Origin of the sequence: Thiomicrospira pelophila DSM 1534 (assembly GCF_000711195.1) — a bacterium.
GTDB classification, from domain to species: domain Bacteria; phylum Pseudomonadota; class Gammaproteobacteria; order Thiomicrospirales; family Thiomicrospiraceae; genus Thiomicrospira; species Thiomicrospira pelophila.
Genome location: NZ_JOMR01000001.1, coordinates 98,108 through 122,126 on the forward strand (window position 1 = coordinate 98,108; position 24,019 = coordinate 122,126).

General features: G+C 46.0%; 18 protein-coding genes. 9 read left to right on the forward strand and 9 right to left on the reverse strand.

Translation table 11 applies throughout. The features are described 5' to 3' along the window. Positions 1-19: 19 nt before the first annotated feature. Genes N746_RS0100510 through greB form a run of 3 tightly spaced genes read right to left on the reverse strand, consistent with a single transcriptional unit; the run spans position 20 to position 4,015 of the window. Positions 20-2,167 (reverse strand): AMP-binding protein, encoded by a 2,148-nt coding sequence (locus N746_RS0100510; RefSeq protein ID WP_029933404.1) that lies wholly within the window; start codon positions 2,165-2,167, stop codon positions 20-22. Between the two features lie 42 nt (positions 2,168-2,209). After that, positions 2,210-3,484 carry an MFS transporter gene (locus N746_RS0100515; protein WP_029933405.1) on the reverse strand — a complete coding sequence of 425 codons (1,275 nt, stop codon included), beginning with the start codon at positions 3,482-3,484 and terminating at the stop codon, positions 2,210-2,212. 27 nt (positions 3,485-3,511) lie between these two features. Continuing rightward, positions 3,512-4,015 carry a transcription elongation factor GreB gene (greB, locus tag N746_RS0100520; protein ID WP_029933406.1) on the reverse strand — a complete coding sequence of 168 codons (504 nt, stop codon included), beginning with the start codon at positions 4,013-4,015 and terminating at the stop codon, positions 3,512-3,514. Positions 4,016-4,263: 248 nt separating this feature from the next. Here greB and traF point away from each other — a divergent pair, with 248 nt between their 5' ends. Next, a complete protein-coding gene (gene traF, locus N746_RS0100525; RefSeq protein WP_029933407.1) occupies positions 4,264-5,565 on the forward strand; it encodes a conjugal transfer protein TraF in 1,302 nt (433 codons plus the stop codon). A gap of 119 nt (positions 5,566-5,684) precedes the next feature. Here the strand turns inward: traF and N746_RS0100530 are convergent, their stop codons facing one another. Beyond that, the gene (locus tag N746_RS0100530; protein ID WP_029933408.1) at positions 5,685-7,721 is read right to left on the reverse strand and encodes a M3 family metallopeptidase; all 2,037 of its coding nucleotides are present in this window, start codon (positions 7,719-7,721) and stop codon (positions 5,685-5,687) included. Between the two features lie 154 nt (positions 7,722-7,875). Between N746_RS0100530 and N746_RS0100535 the strand changes: the two genes are divergently transcribed. From N746_RS0100535 to trxC, 8 genes are all read left to right on the forward strand, one after another. Then, positions 7,876-9,468: an ABC-F family ATPase gene (locus N746_RS0100535; RefSeq protein ID WP_029933409.1), complete on the forward strand. Its 1,593-nt coding sequence runs from the start codon at positions 7,876-7,878 to the stop codon at positions 9,466-9,468. Between the two features lie 297 nt (positions 9,469-9,765). Beyond that, positions 9,766-12,351 carry a putative bifunctional diguanylate cyclase/phosphodiesterase gene (locus N746_RS0100540; protein ID WP_038125794.1) on the forward strand — a complete coding sequence of 862 codons (2,586 nt, stop codon included), beginning with the start codon at positions 9,766-9,768 and terminating at the stop codon, positions 12,349-12,351. A gap of 74 nt (positions 12,352-12,425) precedes the next feature. Then, positions 12,426-13,412 (forward strand): ABC transporter substrate-binding protein, encoded by a 987-nt coding sequence (locus N746_RS0100545; RefSeq protein WP_038125795.1) that lies wholly within the window; start codon positions 12,426-12,428, stop codon positions 13,410-13,412. Further along, positions 13,409-16,153: an EAL domain-containing protein gene (locus N746_RS10525; RefSeq protein ID WP_051678420.1), complete on the forward strand. Its 2,745-nt coding sequence runs from the start codon at positions 13,409-13,411 to the stop codon at positions 16,151-16,153. Before N746_RS0100545 ends, N746_RS10525 begins: the two co-directional genes overlap by 4 nt. A gap of 22 nt (positions 16,154-16,175) precedes the next feature. Further along, positions 16,176-16,694 (forward strand): adenine phosphoribosyltransferase, encoded by a 519-nt coding sequence (locus N746_RS0100555; RefSeq protein WP_029933413.1) that lies wholly within the window; start codon positions 16,176-16,178, stop codon positions 16,692-16,694. A gap of 132 nt (positions 16,695-16,826) precedes the next feature. Next, entirely contained in the window at positions 16,827-17,183 is a 357-nt protein-coding gene (locus N746_RS0100560) for a hypothetical protein (protein WP_051678421.1), read from the forward strand. A gap of 278 nt (positions 17,184-17,461) precedes the next feature. After that, the gene (locus tag N746_RS0100565) at positions 17,462-17,908 is read left to right on the forward strand and encodes a hypothetical protein (protein WP_029933415.1); all 447 of its coding nucleotides are present in this window, start codon (positions 17,462-17,464) and stop codon (positions 17,906-17,908) included. Between the two features lie 92 nt (positions 17,909-18,000). Beyond that, on the forward strand, positions 18,001-18,435 hold the full coding sequence (gene trxC, locus N746_RS0100570; protein WP_425426609.1) for a thioredoxin TrxC: 435 nt from the start codon (positions 18,001-18,003) through the stop codon (positions 18,433-18,435). On the opposite strand, the gene N746_RS0100575 is transcribed toward trxC, so the two are convergent. The 5 genes from N746_RS0100575 to N746_RS10305 are packed head-to-tail and all read right to left on the reverse strand — an operon-like array spanning position 18,426 to position 24,016. Next, positions 18,426-19,727, reverse strand: a complete 1,302-nt coding sequence (locus N746_RS0100575) for a hypothetical protein (protein ID WP_029933417.1) — start codon at positions 19,725-19,727, stop codon at positions 18,426-18,428. The two genes, trxC and N746_RS0100575, sit on opposite strands and share 10 nt — an antisense overlap. An 8-nt stretch (positions 19,728-19,735) precedes the next feature. After that, entirely contained in the window at positions 19,736-21,649 is a 1,914-nt protein-coding gene (locus N746_RS0100580; RefSeq protein ID WP_029933418.1) for a vWA domain-containing protein, read from the reverse strand. Next, positions 21,637-22,719: a vWA domain-containing protein gene (locus N746_RS10300; protein ID WP_051678422.1), complete on the reverse strand. Its 1,083-nt coding sequence runs from the start codon at positions 22,717-22,719 to the stop codon at positions 21,637-21,639. Before N746_RS10300 ends, N746_RS0100580 begins: the two co-directional genes overlap by 13 nt. Then, positions 22,716-23,075 (reverse strand): hypothetical protein, encoded by a 360-nt coding sequence (locus N746_RS0100590; protein ID WP_029933420.1) that lies wholly within the window; start codon positions 23,073-23,075, stop codon positions 22,716-22,718. Before N746_RS0100590 ends, N746_RS10300 begins: the two co-directional genes overlap by 4 nt. Next, complete coding sequence (locus N746_RS10305; protein WP_038125798.1) at positions 23,072-24,016, reverse strand: DUF58 domain-containing protein; 945 nt, start codon at positions 24,014-24,016, stop codon at positions 23,072-23,074. The genes N746_RS0100590 and N746_RS10305 overlap by 4 nt, the downstream gene beginning before the upstream one ends. Positions 24,017-24,019 lie beyond the last annotated feature (3 nt).

Here is a 24,019-nt window from a genome sequence, read left to right on the forward strand (position 1 = left end):
GAAAGCCAGGTCGCCCACTTTATTCTGCTAATTTGGTGGCAGGCTGAACTAAGCGATCCACGGCCGGATAATCAATTTTACCGGTGCCTAATAATGGAATCTGATCCACCACTAAAATGGTTTTCGGCGTTGCCAATTCGGTTAAGCCCGCTTCTCGCAACGCTTGTACCACCTGTTGTTTGCTCAAGCTTGAATCATCCGTCACCAAAGCAATGCGTTCGCCTTTATGTGGGTCGGGCAAACGCACCGCCACCGCTTGACCTTGCTGACAATAGGAAGCTATCGCGCTTTCAATCGCCGCCAGCGACACCATTTCGCCGCCAATTTTGGCAAAGCGTTTGGCGCGCCCTAAAATCGTCACAAAACCAAACTCGTCAATCTCTACGATATCACCGGTATCGTGCCAGCCATCGGGTGGCGGCACCAGCACACCGGGCTCATCCGCCATAAAGTAACCCAACATAATATTTGGGCCTTTTACCCACAAACGCTGGCCTTCCTCCAGGCCTGGTATCGACTCTAAGCGGTACTCCACACCCGGCACAAACTGACCCACACTACCGTGCTGACACATTTGTGGAATATTCACCGCCAACACCGGCGCGGTTTCGGTAACCCCGTAACCTTCAAAAATAGGTTTATGGAATTTATCCGCATATAAACGTCGCGTGTCGGATCTGAGTTTTTCCGCCCCCGCTACCAGGGCATCAATACTGTAAAAGTCATACGCATCAGCTTGGCGCGCGTAACCGTTATAAAACGTATCGGTCGCAAAAAACAAGCGCGCATTCGTCTGGTAAATGCGCTCTGGAATCACATGGTAATGCAAAGGTGTCGGATGCAACTCAACCCGCGCGCCATTTAGTAATGGCCACAACAAACCTGCTGTCAGGCCAAAACTGTGAAAAGTCGGCAAGGCATTAAACACACCATCGTTGGGTAATAATGCAAACATGGCGCTAATTTGCTCCACATTGCTGATTAAATTTTGGTGGGATAACACCACCGCTTTGGGTGCGCCTTCCGAACCCGAGGTAAACAAAATCACTGCGGCTTTATCGGCCGCCACCAGGCCTGGTAGTCGGTGTTTTGAACGCATTAACGCGCGTAATTTGGTGCCCAAACCGATCTGTTCGCGAATATCTTCTAAATACACCAGCTCAACTTGTTCTGCTAAAGACTCGGCCAGCTCCTCTAAACCCGCTAACTCAATAAACTTGCGCGAGGTTAAAACCGTTTGCAGTTGAGCCGTCTGGCAAGCGGATTTAATCGCGCGTTCTCCAGCGGTAAAGTTTAATAACGCCGGCACTTTGCCATAAGCCTGCAAAGCAAAAAAGGTCGCCGCCATGCCCGCGACATTCGGCAATAACACACCAATATGGGTTTGTGACGCGCAACGTTCCGATAAAGCCAAACCCAGCACCCGCCCGGCCAGAACTAACTTGCTCAAACTCAATTCCGTGCCCTGCGCATCCGCCACCGAATACTGAGTTTGAGGATAGGTTTTTTGTGCCTCCAGTAAGGCTTGCCATAAGCTCTTAGGCTGATAACGCGCATAAAACTGCGAGTCACGCATGATTTTATAAAGCGCATGTTTTAATAAAGCATGACGTTCGTGCGCTTTAAGATCAGCCGGAACTGCCAGGCTTTGTGCAGGTAACACCGTGATCCGGATTTTGGGAAACCAGCGCCGCCAAGTCCAGCGCACACGACCATCTAAATAAGACAACTTGCTAAATTGGGCGCCATCAATCTGTACTGGCAAAATCGCCGCATTGGTTTTACTGGCGACCAAAGCGGTGCCTTCGTAAACCTTCATTAAACCGCCAGTGGTGGTGATACGCCCTTCGGGGAAAATCATGCCTTGCTTGCCGGCTTTAAGCGCCTGAATCATATGTTTGGCCGCCAACGGACTGTGCATATCGACTTCGATAAACGACGCCATTTTCAAAATCCAGCGTTTCCAACCGCCGGTGTGGCTGGCGTGAATCATAAAGTGGGTGCGCCCGGGAATAAACAAATCGATTAAAGGACCATCTATGAGAGACTGGTGATTCGCCACAATCAGCAAAGGCTGAGTCGACTGATCAACCGCCTCATAATGTTCTAATCCACGCACCTCAATGCGATATAGAATTTTAAACAGCCACTTAAACACCCATTTCATAATTCACCTTTTGCTTTGTTCAATCAGCCTTTCTGCCTATTATCAGCCCAATAAGTTCACGCGCCCGCGCCAACGCTTTTCCCAAAAGGCAAAAGCTAACATAATCAAAATCAAGCCCGCACCCAGCTGTAACCAATCGCCGCCCAACATATACCCTGCCATAATCGCCAAGGCGGACAACACCATAAACAAGGCGTTCATCACATTATTTAACGCAAACGCGCGTGCGCGTTGCGTTTCCGGTACTTGACGCTGTAGCTGGGTATACAAAGGCACACAATAAGCGCCGCCTAAAATCGCCAGCCATAATAAATCAAACACCACCCGGTTGCCCGGCCATTGACTTAAGTATTCGCGCCAGTTTAGTAACTGCTCAGGCACATTCACCGCGCTGGTCGCCCATAATGCATCCGCCAAGGCCAAGGCCATTAAAGCCAACAAATACGGTTGATAACGCAAACGCGTGCGACCGGCTAAATGCCAGTTAATTAACCACGCGCCCAAACCGAACCCAAGCGCAAATAACGCCATAAACAAGACCGCGACCTGTTCGTCCGCGTATAAATAGTCCTTTACCCAAACCGGAAACTGGCTGAGTAACGAGGCGCCAATAAACCAAAAAAACGAAATCGACACCACAATAAAACCGCGCCCATCTCCAAAACCTTTAAATACCTCCCGATAAGGCGACCACCAGGCCTGGTTTAATGTCACGGCCTCTGGATGCGGAGCTGAATCGACTTGGCGACTGGCGGCATAACCGATCAAGGCAAAACTAATCATGATGGCGCTGACCCAAAGCAAGCCTTGATCGCCCAATATTAAAAAGCCGCCTAATAAAGTGCCCAATAAAATCGCCGCAAAAGTCGAGCCGCTAAACCAAGCGTTCGCTTGCATTAAGCGTTCAGCATCCACCTGTTCGGGCAAAATCGAATATTTAATCGGCCCAAAAAACGCCGACTGCACCCCCAATAAAAACAACACCGCCAACATAAAACCAATATCGCCACTAAAAAACGCCAACGAACCCAGCAACATAATTAAAATTTCGGCGAGCTTGATTTTGCGCATCAGCCAAACCTTATCCCAACGATCGGCCAACTGACCACCCCAGGGCGAAAACAAAAAAAACGGCAAAATAAATAACCCCGCCGCCAGCGTAATCGTGAGCGCCGAATTGGAATCGTGCAATAAACGATAGGTAATCAAAATCACCAAGGCGTTTTTAAACAAGTTATCGTTAAACGCCCCCAAAAATTGCACCACAAATAAGGCAAAAAACTGAGGCTGACGAATTAAATTAGCGGCGCTGATCATGGGCGATTCCTTTTTAGCTGAGTTGGCTTATTGAGCCATTGGCTGGCTGGTACTCGTTTCGGGCGAATCATATTGAATCGATACCACATAATACACGGCGCGTTTATTCTCCGGCAAATCCACCGTGACTTCATCCTCAACCGACTTACCCAACAAGGCTTTCGCGACTGGCGAAAAAAGCGAAATATCACCCGGCGTATAACCGGCCTCGAGCCCACCGACAATCCGATACGTATGCAACTCGCCATCCAGATCTTCTAGCGTCACCCAGGCCCCAAAATAAATTTTGGACTCATTCGCGGGACGATCGCGCACCACTTTAATGTCTTTTAAATGGCGCTCCAAATAGCGCAAACGCCGATCGGTTTCGCGCAGTTCTTTTTTACGATAAATATACTCGGCGTTTTCCGACCGATCGCCTTCGGCGGCGGCATCGGCTAACGCGCGCACGATTTCAGGGCGTTTCTTTTTCCACAAGAACACCATTTCCGAACTTAAACGTTGATAACCTTCTGGCGTGATATAACTCATGGGCATCCTTTTGCATGCGTTTACTCTGCGCTTAGTCTAGTAAAGCCGAGCTAAGAAAGGAAGCCGTATTAGCATCGCTAGGCGTCAAAGACCTTACAAAAGGTGTTAAAAAATAAGCAAAGTTTGTGTAATTTATGATTTAATTTACCCAAGGGGTTTAAAACCAGGCTGGCTAGTTTCACTTGCCAACACCGACACCAGGCCTGGTGGTTAAGCCACAAAAGATTCACTAAATAAGGATATTCATAATGATCAAACGCAAACTTTTAGCCGTCGCCGTTACCGGCGCTTTATCCAGCAGCGCGATGGCATCAACCTTTCACAACGCAGGTTCAATCTTGGGTTATGGCGATGCCGGCAACACCCACACGCTGTTTAACAATTTCCAAAACCCAGCTTCTCTGGGCGGCGATACGTCTAAACGTCTATGGGGTTTAGGGGCCAGTGGTAGTATTGAAATTGAATACACTGGCATGGCGGGCATTGATGGGGATACTGAAAGCCTACAAAATGATTTTGATAATGTCGCAATTGATTTTTTTAATAATGTTTATGCTGATCAAGCTGAAGCTGAAGCCGCGCTTGGCCAATCAGTAGATAATTATCTCGATCAATTCCGTGCTCTAGGCATGAATGTTCAAGCTGGTGTATCCGTACCTTTAGTGGTTCAAACCACTAACTGGGGTGGCTTTATGCTAGCTGCCTCGGTTACTTCTGGTTCGTCAACAGGCTTTGTTCAAGTCGCACCGGCTTCTGTAACAGTTGACACTTCAACTCCAGGCTCAGAACAAGCAACGGCCACAACTAATGCTGGCTTTACCGTAACGGGTTACCAAATGACCGAACTAACCCTAGGCTACGGCATGGATTTAGATCGCTACTTTAAAATTGGTAATGGCAGCATGAATGCTGGTGTTCGTTTTAAAATGCTTACCGCCGGTTTTAACCACTATGCGTTTGAATTAGACGGCATTATCAATGACTCACAGGCGGATTTTGGCGATGATTTGTCTGACGGTATTGAAGATTCGATGACGTTTGACAACACGAGCTCAGCGATGGCGGTTGACCTAGGCCTACAATACAATGCTAAAAACTATATGTTAGGTGTCACACTGGAAAACATCAATTCGCCAAGTTTTGACTATACAGCTGTTGGCACCAATAACGCAGCGCAAACCTTAATGGACTCTGGTTATCTAGCCAAAGACATTACCCTTGATGCAAAAGGCCGTGTAGAAGGTGCGTATTTCTCTCAAAACCGTCGCTGGACCTTGGCTGGTTTTTATGACTTAAACAAAACCATGGCAATTTCAGGTTTAGAAACTCAAAAAGCTGGCGTATCAGCTTCTTACGCTTCTAATATTTGGTTTGCACCCGATTTACGTGTTGGTTACACCAATGAAAGCGCAGGCAACGCAATGTCTCGTATTCACGGTGGCTTAACGGTTGGGCCAATCAGCTTAGACCTTGCTCTAAACTCTACAAACTTTGAGGAGTTTGAAGACAACTCTATTGCCGCTAACGTAGCCGTAGAATTCAAATTCTAAAGCTAAGAGCAAAGCTACAAACAAAAAACCCCGCTATCGCGGGGTTTTTTGTGCCTGAAAATCAATCAATGCTTCATCACCAGGACTGGTGGTAAGGAATTAAAAGCATGTCCAACGTTTTAAGCCGCAATGCCCGAATGTCTTAACAAGGCGGCAATATCCGGTTCGCGACCGCGGAAGGCTTTAAATAACACCATCGGATCAACCGAACCACCGGCGGCTAAAATGGTGTTTTTAAATTTGCGCCCGGTATCCACATCTAAAATGCCTTGTTCTTCAAACAAGCTAAACGCATCCGCTGATAAGACTTCCGCCCATTTGTAGCTAAAGTAACCCGCCGCATAACCACCGGCAAAAATATGGCTAAAACTATTCGCAAACCGGTTGTAACTCGGTGGTTGAATCACGGCGACTTCATCACGCACTCGCTGAATCACTGCTTGCACCGGCTCAACGGCTTGCGGGTTGTATTCGGCATGCAGTAAAAAGTCGAATAAGGAAAACTCCAACTGGCGCACCATCATCATCGCGGATTGGAAATGCCGACTTTGTTTGAGCGATTCAAATAAATCATCCGGTAAAGGTTCGCCACTATCGACATGGCCGGAGATTAAATCCAGCCCTTCGCGCTCCCAACAAAAGTTTTCCATAAACTGCGATGGCAACTCGACCGCATCCCAAGGTACGCCGTTAATACCGGAAATATCCATGTGTTCCATTTCAGTCAACATGTGATGTAAGCCGTGACCAAATTCATGGAATAAAGTGGTGACTTCGTCGTGCGTTAAACACGCTGGCTTTGAACCAATTGGCGGTGTGAAGTTACAAATTAAGTGTGCGACCGGCACTTGCACGTCGCCATTCGGGTGACGCCAACGAGTTTGCACCGTATCCATCCACGCGCCGCCGCGTTTGTTTTCGCGCGCGTATAAATCTAAATAAAACCCGGCCACTAATTGGTTTTGTTCATCTCTTAGTTCGTAAAACCGTACATCGTCATGCCAAACCGACACGCCACTGACTTGCACGGCTTGCACACCAAACAGACGTTCGACAATTGTAAACAAGCCGCTTAAGGTTTGTTCAACGGGGAAATAGGGCTTTAATATTTCTTGCGACAAACTAAGACGTTGTTGTTTGAGTTTATCGCTGACGTAGGTGATATCCCAAGGCTGTAAGTCATTTAAACCCAGTTGCGTTTGGGCAAACTCACGCAGATTTTTTAGGTCTTGTTGCGCTTGCGGTTTGGCTTGGCGTGCTAAATCGCGCAAGAATCCAATTACTTGATCGGTCGACTCCACCATTTTGGTGGCGAGCGAACGCTCGGCATAGTTGTTAAACCCAAGCAATAAGGCCAGCTGGTGACGCAGTTGACGAATCTCGTCAATATTGGCGCTGTTATCTAGCTCTGGATTATCCGCTTGGTCGGAAGCGCGTGTTGAAAAAGCACGATAAACTTCTTCACGCAAAGCGCGATTGTCGGCGTGCGTCATGACGGCTAAATAGCTGGGAAAGTCTAAGGTGACGCGCCAGCCATCCAACTGTTTCTGCTGGGCGTATTGTTGCAATAAACCCATCGCGGATTCGGGCAATCCGGCTAACTCGGCTGCATCCGTAATATGTTTTGACCAGGCCTGGGTAGCTTTTAAAACCTGATTGCCAAACTGGCTAGAAAGCTGCGATAAACGCTGGCTGATTTGCTTATATTCCGCTTGTTGCGCTGGTGCAAGCGCGATGCCGGATAAACGGAAATCACGCAACGCATTATCCACCACTTTTTTCTGCGCAATATTTAAGGTTGCATAAGCGGAACTTTTCGCCAGCGCTTCAAAACGCGCAAACAGCGCTTGGTTTTGGCCAACTTCGGTATGGTATTCGGTAACTTTTTGCAAACACGCGTCGTAGGCCGCGTGCCAATCATCCGCGTTACGCACCGCATCTAAATGCCCGATCGGCTCCCAAATGGATTCAAAACCATGCTCGATTTGCTCCATCGGTTCGACCAGATTTTGCCAGCTCGGTGGTTCGTCACAGGCGACAATTTGCGCGAGTTTTTGACGGCTGTCGGCCAGCAACTGATCTACTTTCGCTTCGATTTGATCGGCTTGCAGGGCATTAAAATCAGGCAGTAATTCAATTAAGCTTGATGTTTGCATTGCGTTTTCTCACTATTAAAAATGTGGATAGATTATAACGCAAGTCTCACTAACCACCAGGCCTGGTGCTTGGTTAATCGGGTTGCCCATTCGCTATATTGTGTTAAAACGAGTAGAATGCGCGCTCACCTTTGATTTAACAGGAAATAATGCTTTGATCTCTACCGCGAATATCACCATGCAATTCGGCGAAAAGCCGCTATTTGAAAACATCTCGATTAAATTTGGCGGCGGTAACCGCTATGGTTTAATTGGCGCAAATGGCTGCGGCAAGTCCACCTTTATGAAAATTTTAGGGGGCGATTTAGAATCGACCGCTGGCCAGGTGATGCTCGACCCGAACGAACGTTTGGGTAAATTACGTCAGGATCAGTTTGCGTACGAAAGCTTTAGCGTAATCGATACCGTAATTATGGGCCACAGCGAACTGTGGGAAGTAAAAAAGGAACGTGACCGCATTTATGGCCTGGCCGAAATGTCGGAAGAAGACGGTTTAAAAGTCGCCGAATTGGAAGTGGAGTTTGGCGAAATGGACGGTTATACCGCGGATGCTCGCGCTGGCGAATTGTTATTGGGGCTAGAGATTCCAGTTGAAATGCATTATGGCCCAATGTCAGAAGTCGCCCCCGGCTGGAAACTGCGTGTGTTATTGGCGCAGGCGTTGTTTTCTGACCCAGATATTTTGTTGCTTGACGAGCCGACCAACAACTTGGATATCAACACGATTCGTTGGTTGGAAACTATTTTAAACTCGCGCAACAGCACCATGGTTATCATTTCGCACGATCGCCACTTTTTAAACAGTGTCTGTACCCACATGGCCGATTTGGATTATGGCGAATTGCGTGTGTATCCGGGTAATTATGACGACTATATGATGGCCTCTACTCAAGTGCGCGAACAATTATTGTCTGACAATGCGAAGAAAAAAGCTCAAATTGCCGAGTTAAAAACGTTTGTGAGCCGTTTTTCGGCCAACGCGTCGAAAGCGAAACAAGCGACCTCACGCGCTAAGCAGATCGACAAAATTGAACTAGCGGAAGTCAAACCTTCTAGCCGCATGAACCCATTTATTCGTTTTGAGCAGGACAAAAAACTGTTCCGTTTGGCGGTTGAATGCGACAACGTCAGCAAAACCTTTGACACCACGCCAGTGTTAAACCGTTTTAGCAGCATGGTCGAAGCCGGTGAAAAAGTGGCGATCATCGGCCCGAACGGCATTGGTAAAACCACGTTGTTACGCGCATTAGTAGGTGATATCGAGTTAGATTCCGGCAAAGTTAAATGGGCTGAAAACGCCAGTATTGGCTATTACGCGCAGGATCACGCGCACGAATTTGCAATTGATATGACCTTATTCGACTGGATGAGTCAATGGAAACAACCTACCGATGACGAACAAGCGATTCGCGCCATTTTGGGTCGTTTATTGTTTACACAAAAAGACATAGATAAATCGGTCAAGGTGTTATCGGGCGGTGAAAAAGGTCGCATGATGTTTGGCAAGCTAATGCTGGAAAAACCAAACGTACTGTTAATGGACGAACCCACGAACCATATGGATATGGAATCGATTGAATCCTTAAACCAAGCCTTGGTGGATTATCCAGGAACCGTGGTGTTTGTTAGCCACGACCGTGAATTCGTATCTTCACTCGCGCAACGCTTGTGGGTGATGTCACCAGAAGACATTGAGGACTTTAACGATAACTATGATGCTTACTTAACCCACAAAGGATTTGTGTAGCTAAATTTTAGGTCGGGGCACTCGCACCCGGCCTTCTAAGCAAATAATTCAAATATTTTTTTCGATAGTTTTAGTCATATTTATAGCCCATCTTATAAGAAATAATCTCCCAATTTTAAGCGATTATTTTGTCAAGCCATTGAAAGCGCTGAACTTATTCATCACCAGGCCTGGTGGTCTAAAATTATTTGACATCAATTTTTTATACAACTGTATTGGGTTATAACGGTTTTTTATTAGCAGGCCTGGCTAGGCTTCACTATACTGCACGTCTTATTCGAATTTGAAACGCATCTAATGAAACCCACTAGCATCAAAAAATTGATTTTAATGGGCGCTTTTGTCGCCTCGATTGCGCTGTTTGGCTTGTCCTATTTAGTCGCCTCAAACATATTTGAACGCGTACTGACTCAAAACGCTCAAAAAGGCGCGGTAACGCTATCACAGCTCACTTTCGACAAGATGTATGAAGTGATGAGCCAAGGCTGGAGCCGCGACCAACTCAACCAGTTTTTAGAAGAAACTCAGCAAGCTTATCAACGCTCGGATATTGAAATCGATATTTACCGCAGTGAATTAGTTTCGAGCTTATACGGCGAACTCAAACAAGACATGAACAAAGACGTTAAGCAATGGATTAGCCCAGTGTTTCGAAATGGTGAAGCGGCCGTGCACGCCAAAGGCGATGTGCGTTTAAGTTTGTTGCCATTAAAAGCTGAGGCGCGCTGTTTGAGCTGCCACGCGAATGCTCAAGAAGGTGAAGTATTGGGGATTATGCATATCTCACAAGATTTAGGCTCGGAGATAAAAGAGGCTAAAACCCAGTTTTTCTGGTTTTTCTTGATGCTGTTGCCCTTGCCTTTATTGATGGCTTATTTCATTGGTTTGAAGCTTACTTCGGTATTAAACAAAGCCATCTCTACCCTTCACAATCAAGTGCAAAGTATTCAAAAGGTCCGCGACCTGAAAGACATTGAACCAAATGCCCTCTTTTCCGAATACAGCGAGTTTCAACAACTGGGCGAGCAGTTCCAAGGCCTGGCTGAAAAACTTCAAACCGTGGCGGTAGACCGCGATATTTTGGAGTTTGAAATTCAACTGTTGGATAAATTTATTATCACCTCCGAAGTGGTCAAAGATTGGAAAGAACATATCAATCATCTGATTATTGAGATGACCAAAATTCTGCCGATGTATGCCTTGTTTGTGGTTTTCCGCACCGATGATGAAGAACGCTTTGCAATGGAAATTTTTTGGGCAGGCGTGCCAACCGATTCAATGAAACAGATGTTTGAAGACTCGGCTTGTGAACAAATTAAAAATCATCCCATACTGCGTCATGACCCAACCATCGATATTCATCATTCGATTGCCGATGAAAGTCGCTCATTACGAGAAAATGCGCTCGACATCGAACTGCAAACCAAAAGCTTAATGCTCGACACGCCCAAGATTGGTGGTGTGGTGGGGATTGGTGTGCAATCGTTGGTTGGCCAAGACTTGACGCGTGCGATGGTGATTGAAAGTATTTTGACCACACTAATTAACGTGGTCGGTTCGATTAAAGCGATTAACAAATACACCCACGATTTGGAATATTACGCCACCCGCGATCCATTAACTAACCTCTTTAACCAGCGCGTGTTTAATGAGATGCTTGAATACGAACAAGGACGCGCAGATCGTAAAAATTATGATTTTTCTTTATTGGTGTTGGACTTTGATAACTTTAAAAACATCAATGATCGATTTGGGCATGCGTTTGGCGATTTAATGTTACAAAGCTTTGCGACCCAGGTGCACGATATTTTGCGCCCTGGCGATGTGTTTGGACGCTATGGTGGCGATGAATTTGTGGTGTTATTACCTGAAACCAATTTAAACCAAGCCTATGATGTGGCGCAACGCGTATTGGATCAGGTGCATAAAATAGAAGAAACCGCGTATAACAACCAACGCGTGCATATGGCCTGCTCAATCGGGTTGGCGAGTTACCCGGAACACGCCGACTCCACCAAAGAGCTGTTTGTAGTAGCCGACAATATGATGTACAAAAGTAAACAAACGGGTAAAGATCAAATTTCGATACCAACCGATGATGAATTGCACGATTTGTATCACCGCAATACCGAAAAAACCTCGTTTTTGTTGGACGTATTAGAAAATGAATCCTCAATCGAAGCCCACTTCCAGCCGATTTTAAGCATCGCGAACGAGCAGCCAAAAGTGGGCGTGCATGAACTGCTGATGCGCATTCGACACAAAGGCCGCTTAGTCACCGCGAATGAGTTTATTGATGTGGCTGAAAACATGGGCATTGTGCATAAACTCGATTATATTTTAATTAAACAAGCCTTTAAGAAAATGCGTGACGCCAACTATAAAGGTCTGTTGTTTATTAATTTATCGCCCAAGGCGATGATCTTAAATGAGTTTATTAATCAGGTTAAAACCCTGGCACAGGAATTTAATATTTCGCCAGATTGCATTGTGTTTGAGCTGACCGAACGCGAAACGGTGCGCAATATAAGCTTGCTAGAAAAGTTTGTGCGCGATCTCAAGTTTGAAGGTTTCCGTTTTGCGATTGATGATTTTGGTTCCGGCTTTTCATCTTTCCATTATTTAAAACATTTCCCAATCGATTATTTAAAAATTGAAGGCGAATTTATTAGCAATATGCTGCACGATCGGATTGACCACGCGTTTGTTGAAAGTGCGGTCGCCCTTGCCCAGTCAATTGGGATTGAAACCGTGGCCGAATTTGTGGAAGATCGTGAAACACTGGATGCGGTTAAAAAGCTCGGCATTCATTATGCACAAGGTTATTTTGTCGGCTTCCCAGCTGCTGAGTTTATGCAACAGGTTCCTGAGCATGTAAAATAGTCGAAAAACCGACACGATAATTACAAAAACGTATAAAATCAGTTTAAACCTTTTTGATTTGGCTGGGGCTAACCATGATTTCGCAACACCTCCCATCTTTGAGTCGGCGTCAACTGCTGCAACTCTCCGGCGCTTCCTTGCTGGCACCGCTTCTACAGGGGTGTGGGCCAAAAGAACCATTGGTTGTCGCTGGACACCCTTGGCCTGGTTACGAAATCTTTTTTATGGCACGTGATTTAGGCTGGCTCCCCATCCAAGGTATGCAATGCTTGGATAACGCGAATGCCTCCGAAAGTATGCAAGCTATTCGTGATGGGCGTGCGCAAGCGGCGATGCTTACCCTGGATGAAATGATCCGCTTATGCAGTGAAGGTTTTGATTTACGCGTGGCGATGATTTTTGATATTTCAGTGGGTGCCGATGTGGTCATTACTAAACCGGGCATCAACCATGCTCAAGATTTAGTCGGCAAAACGATTGGCTATGAAGCCTCTGCATTAGGGGCTTTGATGTTGCACGAGTTTCTTAGCCACAGCATTTTGGATCGCAGTGAGGTAAACTTGATTGATTTACCACATGATCAGCACAACCAGGCCTGGTTAAATGGTGAAGTGGATGCACTGATCACTTATGAACCCAATGCTACCAAGTTACTTAAATCCGGTGGACAGCGTTTGTTTGACAGCAAACAAATTCCTGACAAAATCTTTGATTTATTAGTGGTGACAGCCGATGCCGCTCAACGCCATAAAGTGGTGTTACACGACATAATCGACATTCATTTCAAAGCGCTCCATCACTTCCGCACCAACCCTATGGACTCGGCCCATCGCATTGCTAAACGCATGGACATATCCACGGAAGACTTGAGACAGGTTTACCGTGGCCTTTTAATCCCTGATGCCTTAGCCAACTATGCTTATCTATCCAATCAAGATTTGCGTATGATTCAAGCGGCCTCTCATCTGGTTAAAGTAATGCACGATGCCGGCATTATTGTCGACGATTGCGACTTGCGCACCATCTTTACCAACGAATTTATTCCCAAGGAACGTTTATGATCGCCCGACGCTCTAATCAGCCCATTGGCTGGCTGTATTTGCTTGGGTTGATGCTTGTATTTTACACTTCCACACTTAAAGCCAAAGAGACCTTTGTGCTGGGCATTCTTGCGTTTCAACCCAAGCCACAGGTTGAGGCACGCTGGCAACCGATCATTGATCACCTTAATCAAAATCTAACGGATATTGAGCTGCTGATTAGGCCGTTAAATTACAACGAATTAAATCTTGCCGTCGCCCGACGTGAGCTGGATTTTGTATTCACCAATTCTGCCTATTATATTGAGCTCGCGCATTCACAAGGCCTATCGAGTCCTCTAGTTAGTTTAATGAAGCTGCACGATGACACCCCTTTACGCGGCTTTGGCGGAGTCATTGTGGTAAAAAATAGTCGCACCGATATTTTGGATATAATTGATTTGAAAGGACAGCGCATCGCCTCACCAAAAAAAGGGTCTTTTGGTGGCTACATGATGCAAGCTTTTGAAATCAAAAAAGCGGGCGTTGAACCTGAGAGTTACCAAATATTTGAAACTGAAATGCCGCATGATCGAGCAGTTAACGCCGTACTTGATGGTTCGGCGGATGCCGCATTTGTTCGCACTGGTGTGTTAGAAGACATGCATGATCGGGGGTTAATTAAATTGTCCGACCTTCGTGTACTTAACTCACAAAGCTTAGCTGGGTTCCCATTCCTTATTTCTACTCAAATTTATCCAGAATGGCCGCTGGCGGCTATGCCACATGTCAAAATGGAGCATGCTGGGCAGTTAACTGGCGCATTTTTAGCACTGCCTTATAAAAGTACGTTGTTGCGAGAAGCCAATATTTACGGTTTTAGTATCCCGGCCGACTACGAACCCATTCGAGAGCTGATGCGTAGCTTAAAAATACGACCTTATAACGTGTTGCCCGAGATTAGTTGGCGTGATATTTGGCAAGCACGTAAAATCGAAGTGATGACCGCTTGGATAGCACTGGCAATCATCTTGTTATTAGGCTTTTTATTAATCATTTATAACAAACGTTTATCGAATAGCTTAATTCAGGTCAAACGTAACGAAGAAACCCTGCGCATCTCATCGGTAGCATTTGAAACCCAAGAAGCGATTTTAATTACCGATGCGGATCAAACCATTATCCGTGTCAATAAAGCCTTTACTGATATAACTGGCTTCAGCGCCAAAGAGGCAATTGGCCAAACTCCGCGCATTCTTAAGTCCGGCGTGCATGACACTGAGTTCTATCAAGAAATGTGGGGCGACATTATCGAAACGGGCGGCTGGCGGGGTGAAATATGGAACCGTCGTAAAGATGGCGAAATTTATCCTGAACACCAAGTGATTACCGCCATCAAAAATGCTAAAGGACAAGTCACACACTACTTATCGACCTTTAGTGACATCACCCTTCGTAAACTCAATGAAGAACGCATCCACAATTTAGCATTTTATGACCCTCTTACTGGTTTGGCCAATAGACGCTTACTAGAGGACCATATTGCTCAAGCCATGTCTGCCAGTTCACGAAACTTACATTATTGCGCTCTGCTTTTTATCGATCTAGACCATTTTAAAAATCTTAACGATACACTTGGCCACAAGCTAGGAGATGAGCTTTTAAAACAGGTCGCCGAACGTCTAAAATCTTGTGTACGTGAAGGCGATACCGTTGCCCGACCTGGTGGTGATGAGTTTATTATTTTATTGCAAGATATTGGCTATAAGCAGGAAGAGGCGGCAAATAATGCGAAGCTAGTAGCCGAAAAGATCCTCTCGCGCTTTAATGAGCCCTATCAATTATCAGAAAGCCAATATGTTTTAACGGCGAGCATTGGAATTAACTTGTTTATTGACCATTACGAAAATGCCGATGAAATTATGAAACGTTCGGACTTGGCCATGTATCAAGCTAAAGCTCAGGGGCGAAATGCGATTTGTTTCTTTGACCCATCTATGCAGGAAGCGGCTTCTAAGCGTAGCGAAATTGAAACTGAGCTGAGGCGTGCAATAGAAGAAAAGGAGTTTGTACTCTACTACCAACCAAAATATTGTTTTTCTGGGCAATTACATGGTTATGAAGCCTTAATTCGCTGGCAGCACCCACAAAAAGGCTTGGTGCCACCGTTTGAGTTTATTGGCGTGGCCGAAGAAACCGGTTTGATTATTCCGATGGGGGGATGGATTCTTAACCAGGCTTGCCAAACTTTGCAGGCCTGGCAAGACCAAGATGATAAAAAACATCTAGGCCTAGCGATCAATATTAGCCCACGCCAATTCCATCAAGCGGAATTTGTTGATGATATCCAAGCAGCCTTAATCCATTATAAAATTGATGCCAGTAAGCTTGAGCTTGAGATTACTGAAAGCATGTTGATGAATGATATCCAGGATACTGCAGATAAAATGCAAGCCTTGAAAGCGCTCGGTATTAATTTTGCATTAGACGACTTTGGCACCGGTTATTCGTCTTTGAATTACTTAAAAACATTGCCGTTAGGTTCTTTAAAAGTCGATCAATCTTTTGTGCGTGATATGTTGGTGGACGAGAATGATGCTGCGATTGTTAAAACCATTATTACACTAGCCAAAGAATTACAGTTGTCAGTTGTGGCGGAAGGCGTTGAAGAAGCTGCACAAGCGCGAATCTTACATGATTTAGGCTGTGATCTCTTGCAAGGTTATTTATATGGCCGCCCTTCTGCCGAGTTTGTTTCAGATGAACTTAAAACTTTTAAATAAACCCATTTGTTAAGGTAATTGAATGAATCCACATCCTTTAAGCCAATATATGTCGAATGTACCGGACTTTCCCAAGCCAGGTATTTTGTTTCGCGATATTTCTCCTTTGCTCAAAAACCATTTGCACGCCACCATTGATGCCATGAGTGAGTTATTCAGCGAGCAAGAATGGGCCAACATAGACCATGTTGCTGGCATTGAATCGCGCGGATTTATTTTTGCCTCGGCTCTGGCCTACAAACATAACAAAGGCTTTATTAAAGTACGCAAGCCCGGCAAGCTACCTAATGTACACGCCTCCATCGAATACGGTTTAGAATACGGACGCGATAAGCTTGAAATGCAACAGGGCGATGGTTCGCGCATTGTTTTGCTGGATGATTTAATTGCCACCGGTGGTTCTATGCAAGCGGCTTGCGAACTTTGTGACAAGGTAGGTTATCAAGTGGTCGGCTTGGCTTGTTTAGTGGACTTAGCGGCATTAAACAGCTTTGAGTATGCGGGAATGAAAGTACGCTCAGTAATTCAATATGATGATTAATGCCCTTTAGCTGAGTAGGCAACTATATAAATCAACCACTTAATTCATACTATATGCACAGTTAAGCTTGCAATTCACTATTTGAGAGTGTGATAATAAAGTCGTTATCACAACCAAAATAAGGAGTTGATGATGAGTAATACAATTAACCCAGCTATGCAATCCGTTGCCATGAGTGTGATGCCTCAGCAGAACTCAACACAACAAGCTGAAAATCGAGTGTCTGATCGAGCGAGTAGTGAAATTAGCAGCGGTGGTAATACAACCGTTACCTTGTCTAGCCAGGGTCAAGCGGCGGGAAATGATTATATGGATTTGGCCGCTAGCCAAACTGTGAATCAGAACAATCCGGTTCAGGACCAAAATACCAATGCTAATGATACCAGCAACGGTTTAACCTACGCTTCTACCTTGCAAGCACAGGCTAATTATAATGCGCAGCAATTAAGCCAAGCGGATTCGGCTGAAGCGCCAAGAGACCAAGCTTAATCTAGCCGCTAACTCAACACGGTTTTCCGTGTTGAGCTTTCCTCCTAACTATCTTCATACTTTCTCAATAATCTATTAGATTTCATGATGTAGACTAGTTTAACAATTTGGTTATTTGTCATTGTTTAACCAAGTTTAGTCTTAACTGAGCTCTTATTGTGGGTCTCAGCTCCTCAGAATATTAGGCGGCCAATAGGCCGCTTTTTTTATGTCCGTCTTTTATATTGTTTTTGCCGTTCTATTGTCTAACTGGTTAAAATATTCTTAGAGGTAACTTTATGTCTGACAAATCCTATCGACACGGTCACGGCAGTGATGAGGCCCACAAACGGGATCAAGCTTTATTTGCTGAGTTGTTGGAACAACATAAACAACTAAAGCGAGAAACAGAAAAGTTAGCCAATGGCATCTTAGCCCGCACTATCAGCGAAAATCCGCGATTGGCACAAGTATTAATTGATCATGTCGAAGGCATGGAAAAACGTTTTGCATCAGGGCGTGCGATTCGATCTTGGGATCCGTTATTTGCAGCTTTATTCGAGTTTCGTGAACAGATTCAAATGGAGTATCGCGCGATTGAAAACGGGGTAGAGGCACGCATCACCTCAGACGACCCTAGGTTGGTTGAACTCATTCATTCGCACGACCAAACCTTGCATCAATTTGTGGATTACGGTTATGAAAAGTCTGGTCAGCAAAGTCCGAAGCCAGATTGGCTAGATTAGTAACGTCATATTTTTGTTTAGCCAGCCATGAGTAAAAGGCTTGAATTCCAACGGTTTGGAACTATATTAAAACCATTCAAGATAGGAGAATCATGATGATTATTATGTGCCCACATTGTGGTGGTTTAAATCGAGTTCCGGCCGAAAAGCTGAGTAAACAGCCAACTTGCGGTCACTGTAAACAATCCTTAATCACGGATAAACCGCTTGAGATGACCGGCTCACAACTTAATAAAGCGATTCAGAAAACTGATCAAGTGATGGTGGTGGATTTTTGGGCGTCTTGGTGTGGACCGTGCAAAATGTTTGCGCCCACCTTTGCACAAGCCGCGCAACACTTCTCTAACTCGCACCCACAAGCGCGCTTTGTCAAAATAAACACCGAACAAGAACAAGCCATCTCTGCTCAATTTGGTATCCGTTCAATTCCGACTTTAGCCGTGTTTAAAAATGGTCAGGAAGTGGATCGAATTTCCGGCGCGATGGATTTAACCCAGTTCAAACAATGGGTATCCCGTCACCTGTAAAGCTGCCGATCCAAATGTTCGAACTCGGCTCGCAAAGCCGAGTTCATACCAAACTTAGCTTCGTAAGCCGACAACCAGGCCTGGTGGGTTTGTGGCTGGCCTAATCCACGCGCTTGCCCCCAGATTTGATAAATCTGCCAACGCGCCAACGGATCAGTTGTTTGAGCTAAAGCTCGGTCTCGGCGAAATCTGTAAAAGCTAACTTTGACGATACGTACCAATCTAATCGCCATCCAGAATCCAACCATTATCAATACGCCATAAGCCAACCAATAAACCCAAGCAGGTAAGGCTATATAAAACTCAGCCGGCTGAATGAGGTCGGCCAACTTACCCGTTTTAGGATCAATATATTGAACGCGTATTTCATCATAATAACCCCAACCTGTAGAATTGATACGATAGGGTTGGCGCAGAATTTGGATTTCTGAACGCCCATTTAAACTTAGGTTTTCATTAGTCGAGCGTTGCGCAGTTAGCCAACTAATGCCTTCGCCGCTGGCTAACTGATCACGCAAGTCTGGCCGTCGACTGGCGTTTAAACCGACTATTTCGATTTCAATATTTGATAGAGCACCGGTGCGATTCCAAAAAGGTCGTTTGACTTGCCATCTAAATTCACCCACCGGCATACTTGGTGGCAGATAACTGGGTATCGACTGAATTTGGTATTCGGTTTCGGGTGCAAAAAACTGCCAACGTAAACCTTGCCGATTTTGCACCCGAACCACCGGTGGGTTAAGTTGTATGTTGCTACCGCTCAATTTTTGTACTTGTACAAATTCAGCCGTGCGTTGCTCGTCTAAAGTCTGCTGAATTGGTTGCGTACTAAAAACAATTCCTTCGTTTTGTTGCCCTTCCATTTCAACCGGCAAACCCGGATCACTTACCGTCACCTTCGCCCGCCAAACCGCCCATTCACCTTGCCATAGGTTTGATCGAGGTAATTGCCACTCGATATTAACCAACTCATTTGGTTTCACCTTTATTGTTTGCGCCGGAATACTTAAGCCACCACTGGTGATCAAAGGTATTTCAATGTCACCCACTTGTTTTGGTGTTAAACGTAAACGAATACGGTTACTGGTTTGTGCCGAATCATCAAGCTCGAAATAGCGCTTTAACGCGATTAAATCCAACTTCTTGTAATCACCAAAGGTGTCGTCACTGCGCAAGTTAATGGTAAAACTTTCGCCTAAGATTAAGTTCTGGTTTTGTGCCAAAGCGCCACCGGCAAGCAACAAGCTGAACCAAAAGCTGGCCAAGGTTATCAAGCCTAATCGAAACTGCATTCCGCGTCCTACCATGGTTGCACTCCGGGTATCGAATGAACCTTATCTTGACGAGCCTCAAATCCGGCTTCGCGTTCAAATAGGTGCTTTAATAAGGCTTGTTGGTCATCTTCTAAGTTATTTAATTCCATCTGAAGATTATCTATTCGGCGCTGGGTTTGGAGTTGCTCCTCGATGCTTTTGCCCGTTCCGGCTAACGCCCAATCTTGACCACTTAACAGCTCGGAATCGGCTAACCTTTCCGGCATACTAAAATCCACACCTTCTGAACGACCATCATCGGATTCGCCTTCGGCACCCGAACCGGCTTCATTATTTGGATCAGGTTTGCTGCCACCGTGGAAACTGCCTTCTAAATCTTTGCGTTGGCCTTCTTGTTGTTTTTGCGATTGCTCCGCTTGTGCTTTTTCAGCCGCCTCGGCTTGTTGTTGTGAAAGTGCGGCTTGCGCAATGATTAAGTTTTGTTGCGCTTTAGTGTGTTCGGCTTGATAGAGTGCCACCGCCTCAAATGCTTCGACCGCTAGCCCCCATATTTCAAGTTGCGCGTAGGCATTCCCCAAATTAAACAAGGCCTGCGCACGTGCCTGGTCGTGGCGCGCATTTAGCAGGGCTTGGCGATACCAGGTCAAAGCACGCGCATATTGGGTTTGACGATAAGCCGCATTGCCCGCGCCCAATAATGCCTTAAATTGTTGATCAGCTTGCGCCGTTTCAAACCAACTAGCATAAAGACGCTCGGCTTGATCAAACTCCCCAGCTTCAAACGCTTGATAGGCTTGTTGTTCCGATGAATCCGAAACCGCCCACGCTTCGCTAGGTACGACACTCATTAAGCTAAACACGCTGAACAAGCCGAAGCCAAGCACGAACAAATTTGGCGACGAACGTCTGAGGCGGGGTTTGGGCAAACTCAATAAAAACATCAATAACCCAACCGCTAACCCCATCAACCAAGGGGCTAAATTCCATTGCTCAGACTTGGTTTGATTGACGGGCAAACGCTCAGCTTTGTCACGAATCGGCGTCAGCAATTTATCAATCATGCCAGCCTCGCCACTGGCTTCTAGATAGTCCGCATTCAGTTGCTGACTAAAGCGTTGCAAAGCCGCTCGTGGAAGAGCGACATCCACCGGCTGATTGTTATCGTGCAACCAACCCGAAGGGTGTTGATCATCGGCTAGCCAAGCGGTTTGAGTTTTGCCCACGGCTAAGAGGATTAATTCAGTGTCTTGCCGCTGTAGCTGGAATTTAAGCTGGCTGAGTTGAGTTGAATCTGGCGCACTTTCTGAACCCAAACCGCCGCCATCGGTCACCAACAGCATCACAAGCGGCGCATTTTTTTGCCGCTCAGCTTGCTGAAGCGCAAAGCTTAAACTGTCTATGAGTTGACTGCCGGCTAAGGGTAATAGGTTGGGTTCGGTTAAATACAAGGCGCGTTTAAATAGCGATTTGTCTTGTGTAAAAGGCGTCACCCAATGCGCTTGGGCACTATAATTGATTAAGCCAATCCGATCTTGTGCATTGAGCTGTTGGCTTAAAGACTCAATAAGCGTTTGGCTGAACTGAAAACGGTTAGGTTTCTGATCTTGTGCGCTCATTGAACGCGACGCGTCCATCACCACTAACACATCCACACCGGCTCGATCTGACTCAATCAACTCGGTCTGTTCAAAACGTGGGCCGGCTAAGGCTAATATCAATGCAAACCAAATCAGACTTGGCAAAAGATTGAAGCGTCGTTGGGCGGATTTTTGACTTAAAACCCAAGGCCAAAATTCAGCCTGAGCATAATCGGTTTGTTGACGACGTAACGACCAGGCATGGTATAACCACCAAATCAGGGGAAACACGAGTCCCCACAGCCAATTGGATTCACGCCAACTAAAATTGTTTAACTGGCTTAATTCGGCTAAGAATTCCATCTTTGGCCTCCCAACGTCATCAGCCACCAAACCAACAGCAAACCCAACCCCAAGGTTAAAGGTGTGAAATAAAGCGGCTGGGTTTGCCAGCGCGTTTCCGTACTCGGGGTTCTTTGAACACCTTCGGTTTGCTCAATTGAACGTAACACCGATTGCAAATCGTCCTGGCCACCCACTCGATAAAACTGACCATTAGTTTGTTCAGCCAATTTTTCCATCTCGCGCGTTTGCAAGGCTTGATATAGCAAACCGGATGTTTGATTCTCTGATGGTTGCACCGCCCCCGCACCTATACCGATGGTGTAAATCGGCACTGACAAATGATTAGCGTATTCAATAATCGAGTCTAAATCCAAGCGGCTATCGGTTTGCACGCCGTCACTCACTAACACCACCAGGCGTTTTTGAATGCTATCGGTTTGTTTGGCCTGCGCGACTTCGCTTAAAGCTAGGCCCAAGGCTTCGCCTACCGCCTGATCGGTGCGACCGGCTAAATAAGGTTGCAGTCTTTGTAAGTTGGCACGCATAGCTTGGTTATCAAAGGTCATCGGCACCAAGCTGTAAGCTTGTTCGGCGTATAAAGCTAAGCTAAAGCGGTTATCACTCAAGCCTTGCACAAACTCATCCAACACGGCTTTTACCACAGCCATGCGACTGGTTGGCTGGCCTTGCAGTTCATAATCTTCAAGCACGAATGACACCGAGCTTTCCAACACTAGCGCAATATCTCGCACTGGTTGGCTATTGGCTTGCGGGGCTTGTTCAATTAGGCGCTGAGGCTGAGCTAAAGCCGTTAATAAACTTAGCATAATCGCGATTTTGAGAAAACTGATAAGCATGCGGCGAGTTAAATCACGCTGATGGGTGACGGGGGCGAAGTCAGCTTTCGATGAATCCGCCATAAACTGATCAATTTTAGGATGGAAAAACACCGGCATTTGACCAGCTTCGCCACTAGGTCGCCAAGCACTTGGCCAGATCATTTGCAAAATCGGCCAAATCAGCAAAACCCAGAACCAAGCCGGATAAGCAAAATGCCAAGATGACCACCAGTCTAATAACATCATCATAAATAAGCCTTCAACGCTGTTAAGCACTCGGCTAATTCACTCGAATCAATCCGATGCTCAGAAAAGCAGGCACGCAATAAAGCCTGATGGGCGTCTGTATCAAGTGGAATTTCTCGCTTAGCTAACCAATCGTATATTTCCAGTGCCAGTTGTTTACGTTGCTGGTCAGTTTGCAAACGCGCTAACTGACGCTGCCAACGCCAAACCACCAGGCCTGGTGATCGCCGCAGCCACCGCGTCAATCCAATCAATAACCCAATCAGCATGAGCATTAAGAACACCAACTGCCAAATCGCAAGCATTGGTTCACTGGATGGAGAGCTTAGGAGGTCAATATCCATCAGAGCTTGATTCATAATTCGGTCGCCAATATTTGTTGCAGACTATCGGTTGTTTGCACTCGGCGTACATCCACGCCCGCTTGTTTTAACCAGGCCTGGTGCTTATCGCGCTGAGGTTGCGCCCAGGCTTGATATTGAGATTGTTGTTGGTTGTCTAACAACCAGGCCTGGTGGTGTGATTGCAGCTTCAAAGGCTGTTTAGCGGGTAATTCAATTTCAGCTGGATCTTCAACCCAAAAGGCACTTAAATGCCAAGATTCATTCATTGTGGTCAACCAGGCCTGGTCAGACTCCGTTAGGTCGGCAAAGTCACTAATGATCCAAACCCGCGTACCATTTGGCCAATGGGCTTTTAGTTGGTTTAATACATCCGCCAATTTGGGTTCGACAGCATTGTTTTTTGGCGGGCAGGGAATCGCTAGCGCTTGCATGGTTTGCTGGTACAAGTTCATACCTTGAATGACCGGTGTCATCGACACGGTTTCGCTTAGTCCGATGGCTTGAATTTGCACACGTTGCTGTTGTGCTATCCAGGCTAACCAACCTGCGATTCGCGCACCTTGGGTCACTTTTAACTGACCCTTTGTGGCAAAACGCATAGGCTGGCGCTGGTCCAATATAATCACCCATTGTGCCTGACGTTCTTCTTGAAACAGTTTGGTAAAGGCTTTACCGGTACGCGCCATTAAACGCCAGTTAAGATGGCGCAATTCATCGCCCGGCTGGTATAAACGGCTTTCTTCATACTCCATCCCCTGACCGCGAAAACGACTTGATTGATCACCAAATAACGCCAATTCACTTAAACGTTGGGAGGCCGGCAGACTCGCCCAATAAGCCTCCAATTCATGCCCCCACTCCGCAATTTGCTGCGCAGAGAGAATGGGTTGCTGGCTTATATTGGAAAGCCGACTTGGCCTAGCAAACCGAGTTTTAAACGTTTGTAGAAACGACATCAG

Excerpts from the sequence above, each read along its gene's own strand:
- N746_RS0100510 (WP_029933404.1), bottom strand. The coding sequence starts at position 2,167 with ATGAAATGGGTGTTTAAGTGGCTGTTTAAAATTCTATATCGCATTGAG.
- N746_RS0100515 (WP_029933405.1), bottom strand. The coding sequence starts at position 3,484 with ATGATCAGCGCCGCTAATTTAATTCGTCAGCCTCAGTTTTTTGCCTTA.
- greB (WP_029933406.1), bottom strand. The coding sequence starts at position 4,015 with ATGAGTTATATCACGCCAGAAGGTTATCAACGTTTAAGTTCGGAAATG.
- traF (WP_029933407.1), top strand. The coding sequence starts at position 4,264 with ATGATCAAACGCAAACTTTTAGCCGTCGCCGTTACCGGCGCTTTATCC.
- N746_RS0100530 (WP_029933408.1), bottom strand. The coding sequence starts at position 7,721 with ATGCAAACATCAAGCTTAATTGAATTACTGCCTGATTTTAATGCCCTG.
- N746_RS0100540 (WP_038125794.1), top strand. The coding sequence starts at position 9,766 with ATGAAACCCACTAGCATCAAAAAATTGATTTTAATGGGCGCTTTTGTC.
- N746_RS0100545 (WP_038125795.1), top strand. The coding sequence starts at position 12,426 with ATGATTTCGCAACACCTCCCATCTTTGAGTCGGCGTCAACTGCTGCAA.
- N746_RS10525 (WP_051678420.1), top strand. The coding sequence starts at position 13,409 with ATGATCGCCCGACGCTCTAATCAGCCCATTGGCTGGCTGTATTTGCTT.
- N746_RS0100555 (WP_029933413.1), top strand. The coding sequence starts at position 16,176 with ATGAATCCACATCCTTTAAGCCAATATATGTCGAATGTACCGGACTTT.
- N746_RS0100560 (WP_051678421.1), top strand. The coding sequence starts at position 16,827 with ATGAGTAATACAATTAACCCAGCTATGCAATCCGTTGCCATGAGTGTG.
- N746_RS0100565 (WP_029933415.1), top strand. The coding sequence starts at position 17,462 with ATGTCTGACAAATCCTATCGACACGGTCACGGCAGTGATGAGGCCCAC.
- trxC (WP_425426609.1), top strand. The coding sequence starts at position 18,001 with ATGATGATTATTATGTGCCCACATTGTGGTGGTTTAAATCGAGTTCCG.
- N746_RS0100575 (WP_029933417.1), bottom strand. The coding sequence starts at position 19,727 with ATGCAGTTTCGATTAGGCTTGATAACCTTGGCCAGCTTTTGGTTCAGC.
- N746_RS0100580 (WP_029933418.1), bottom strand. The coding sequence starts at position 21,649 with ATGGAATTCTTAGCCGAATTAAGCCAGTTAAACAATTTTAGTTGGCGT.
- N746_RS10300 (WP_051678422.1), bottom strand. The coding sequence starts at position 22,719 with ATGATGATGTTATTAGACTGGTGGTCATCTTGGCATTTTGCTTATCCG.
- N746_RS0100590 (WP_029933420.1), bottom strand. The coding sequence starts at position 23,075 with ATGAATCAAGCTCTGATGGATATTGACCTCCTAAGCTCTCCATCCAGT.
- N746_RS10305 (WP_038125798.1), bottom strand. The coding sequence starts at position 24,016 with ATGTCGTTTCTACAAACGTTTAAAACTCGGTTTGCTAGGCCAAGTCGG.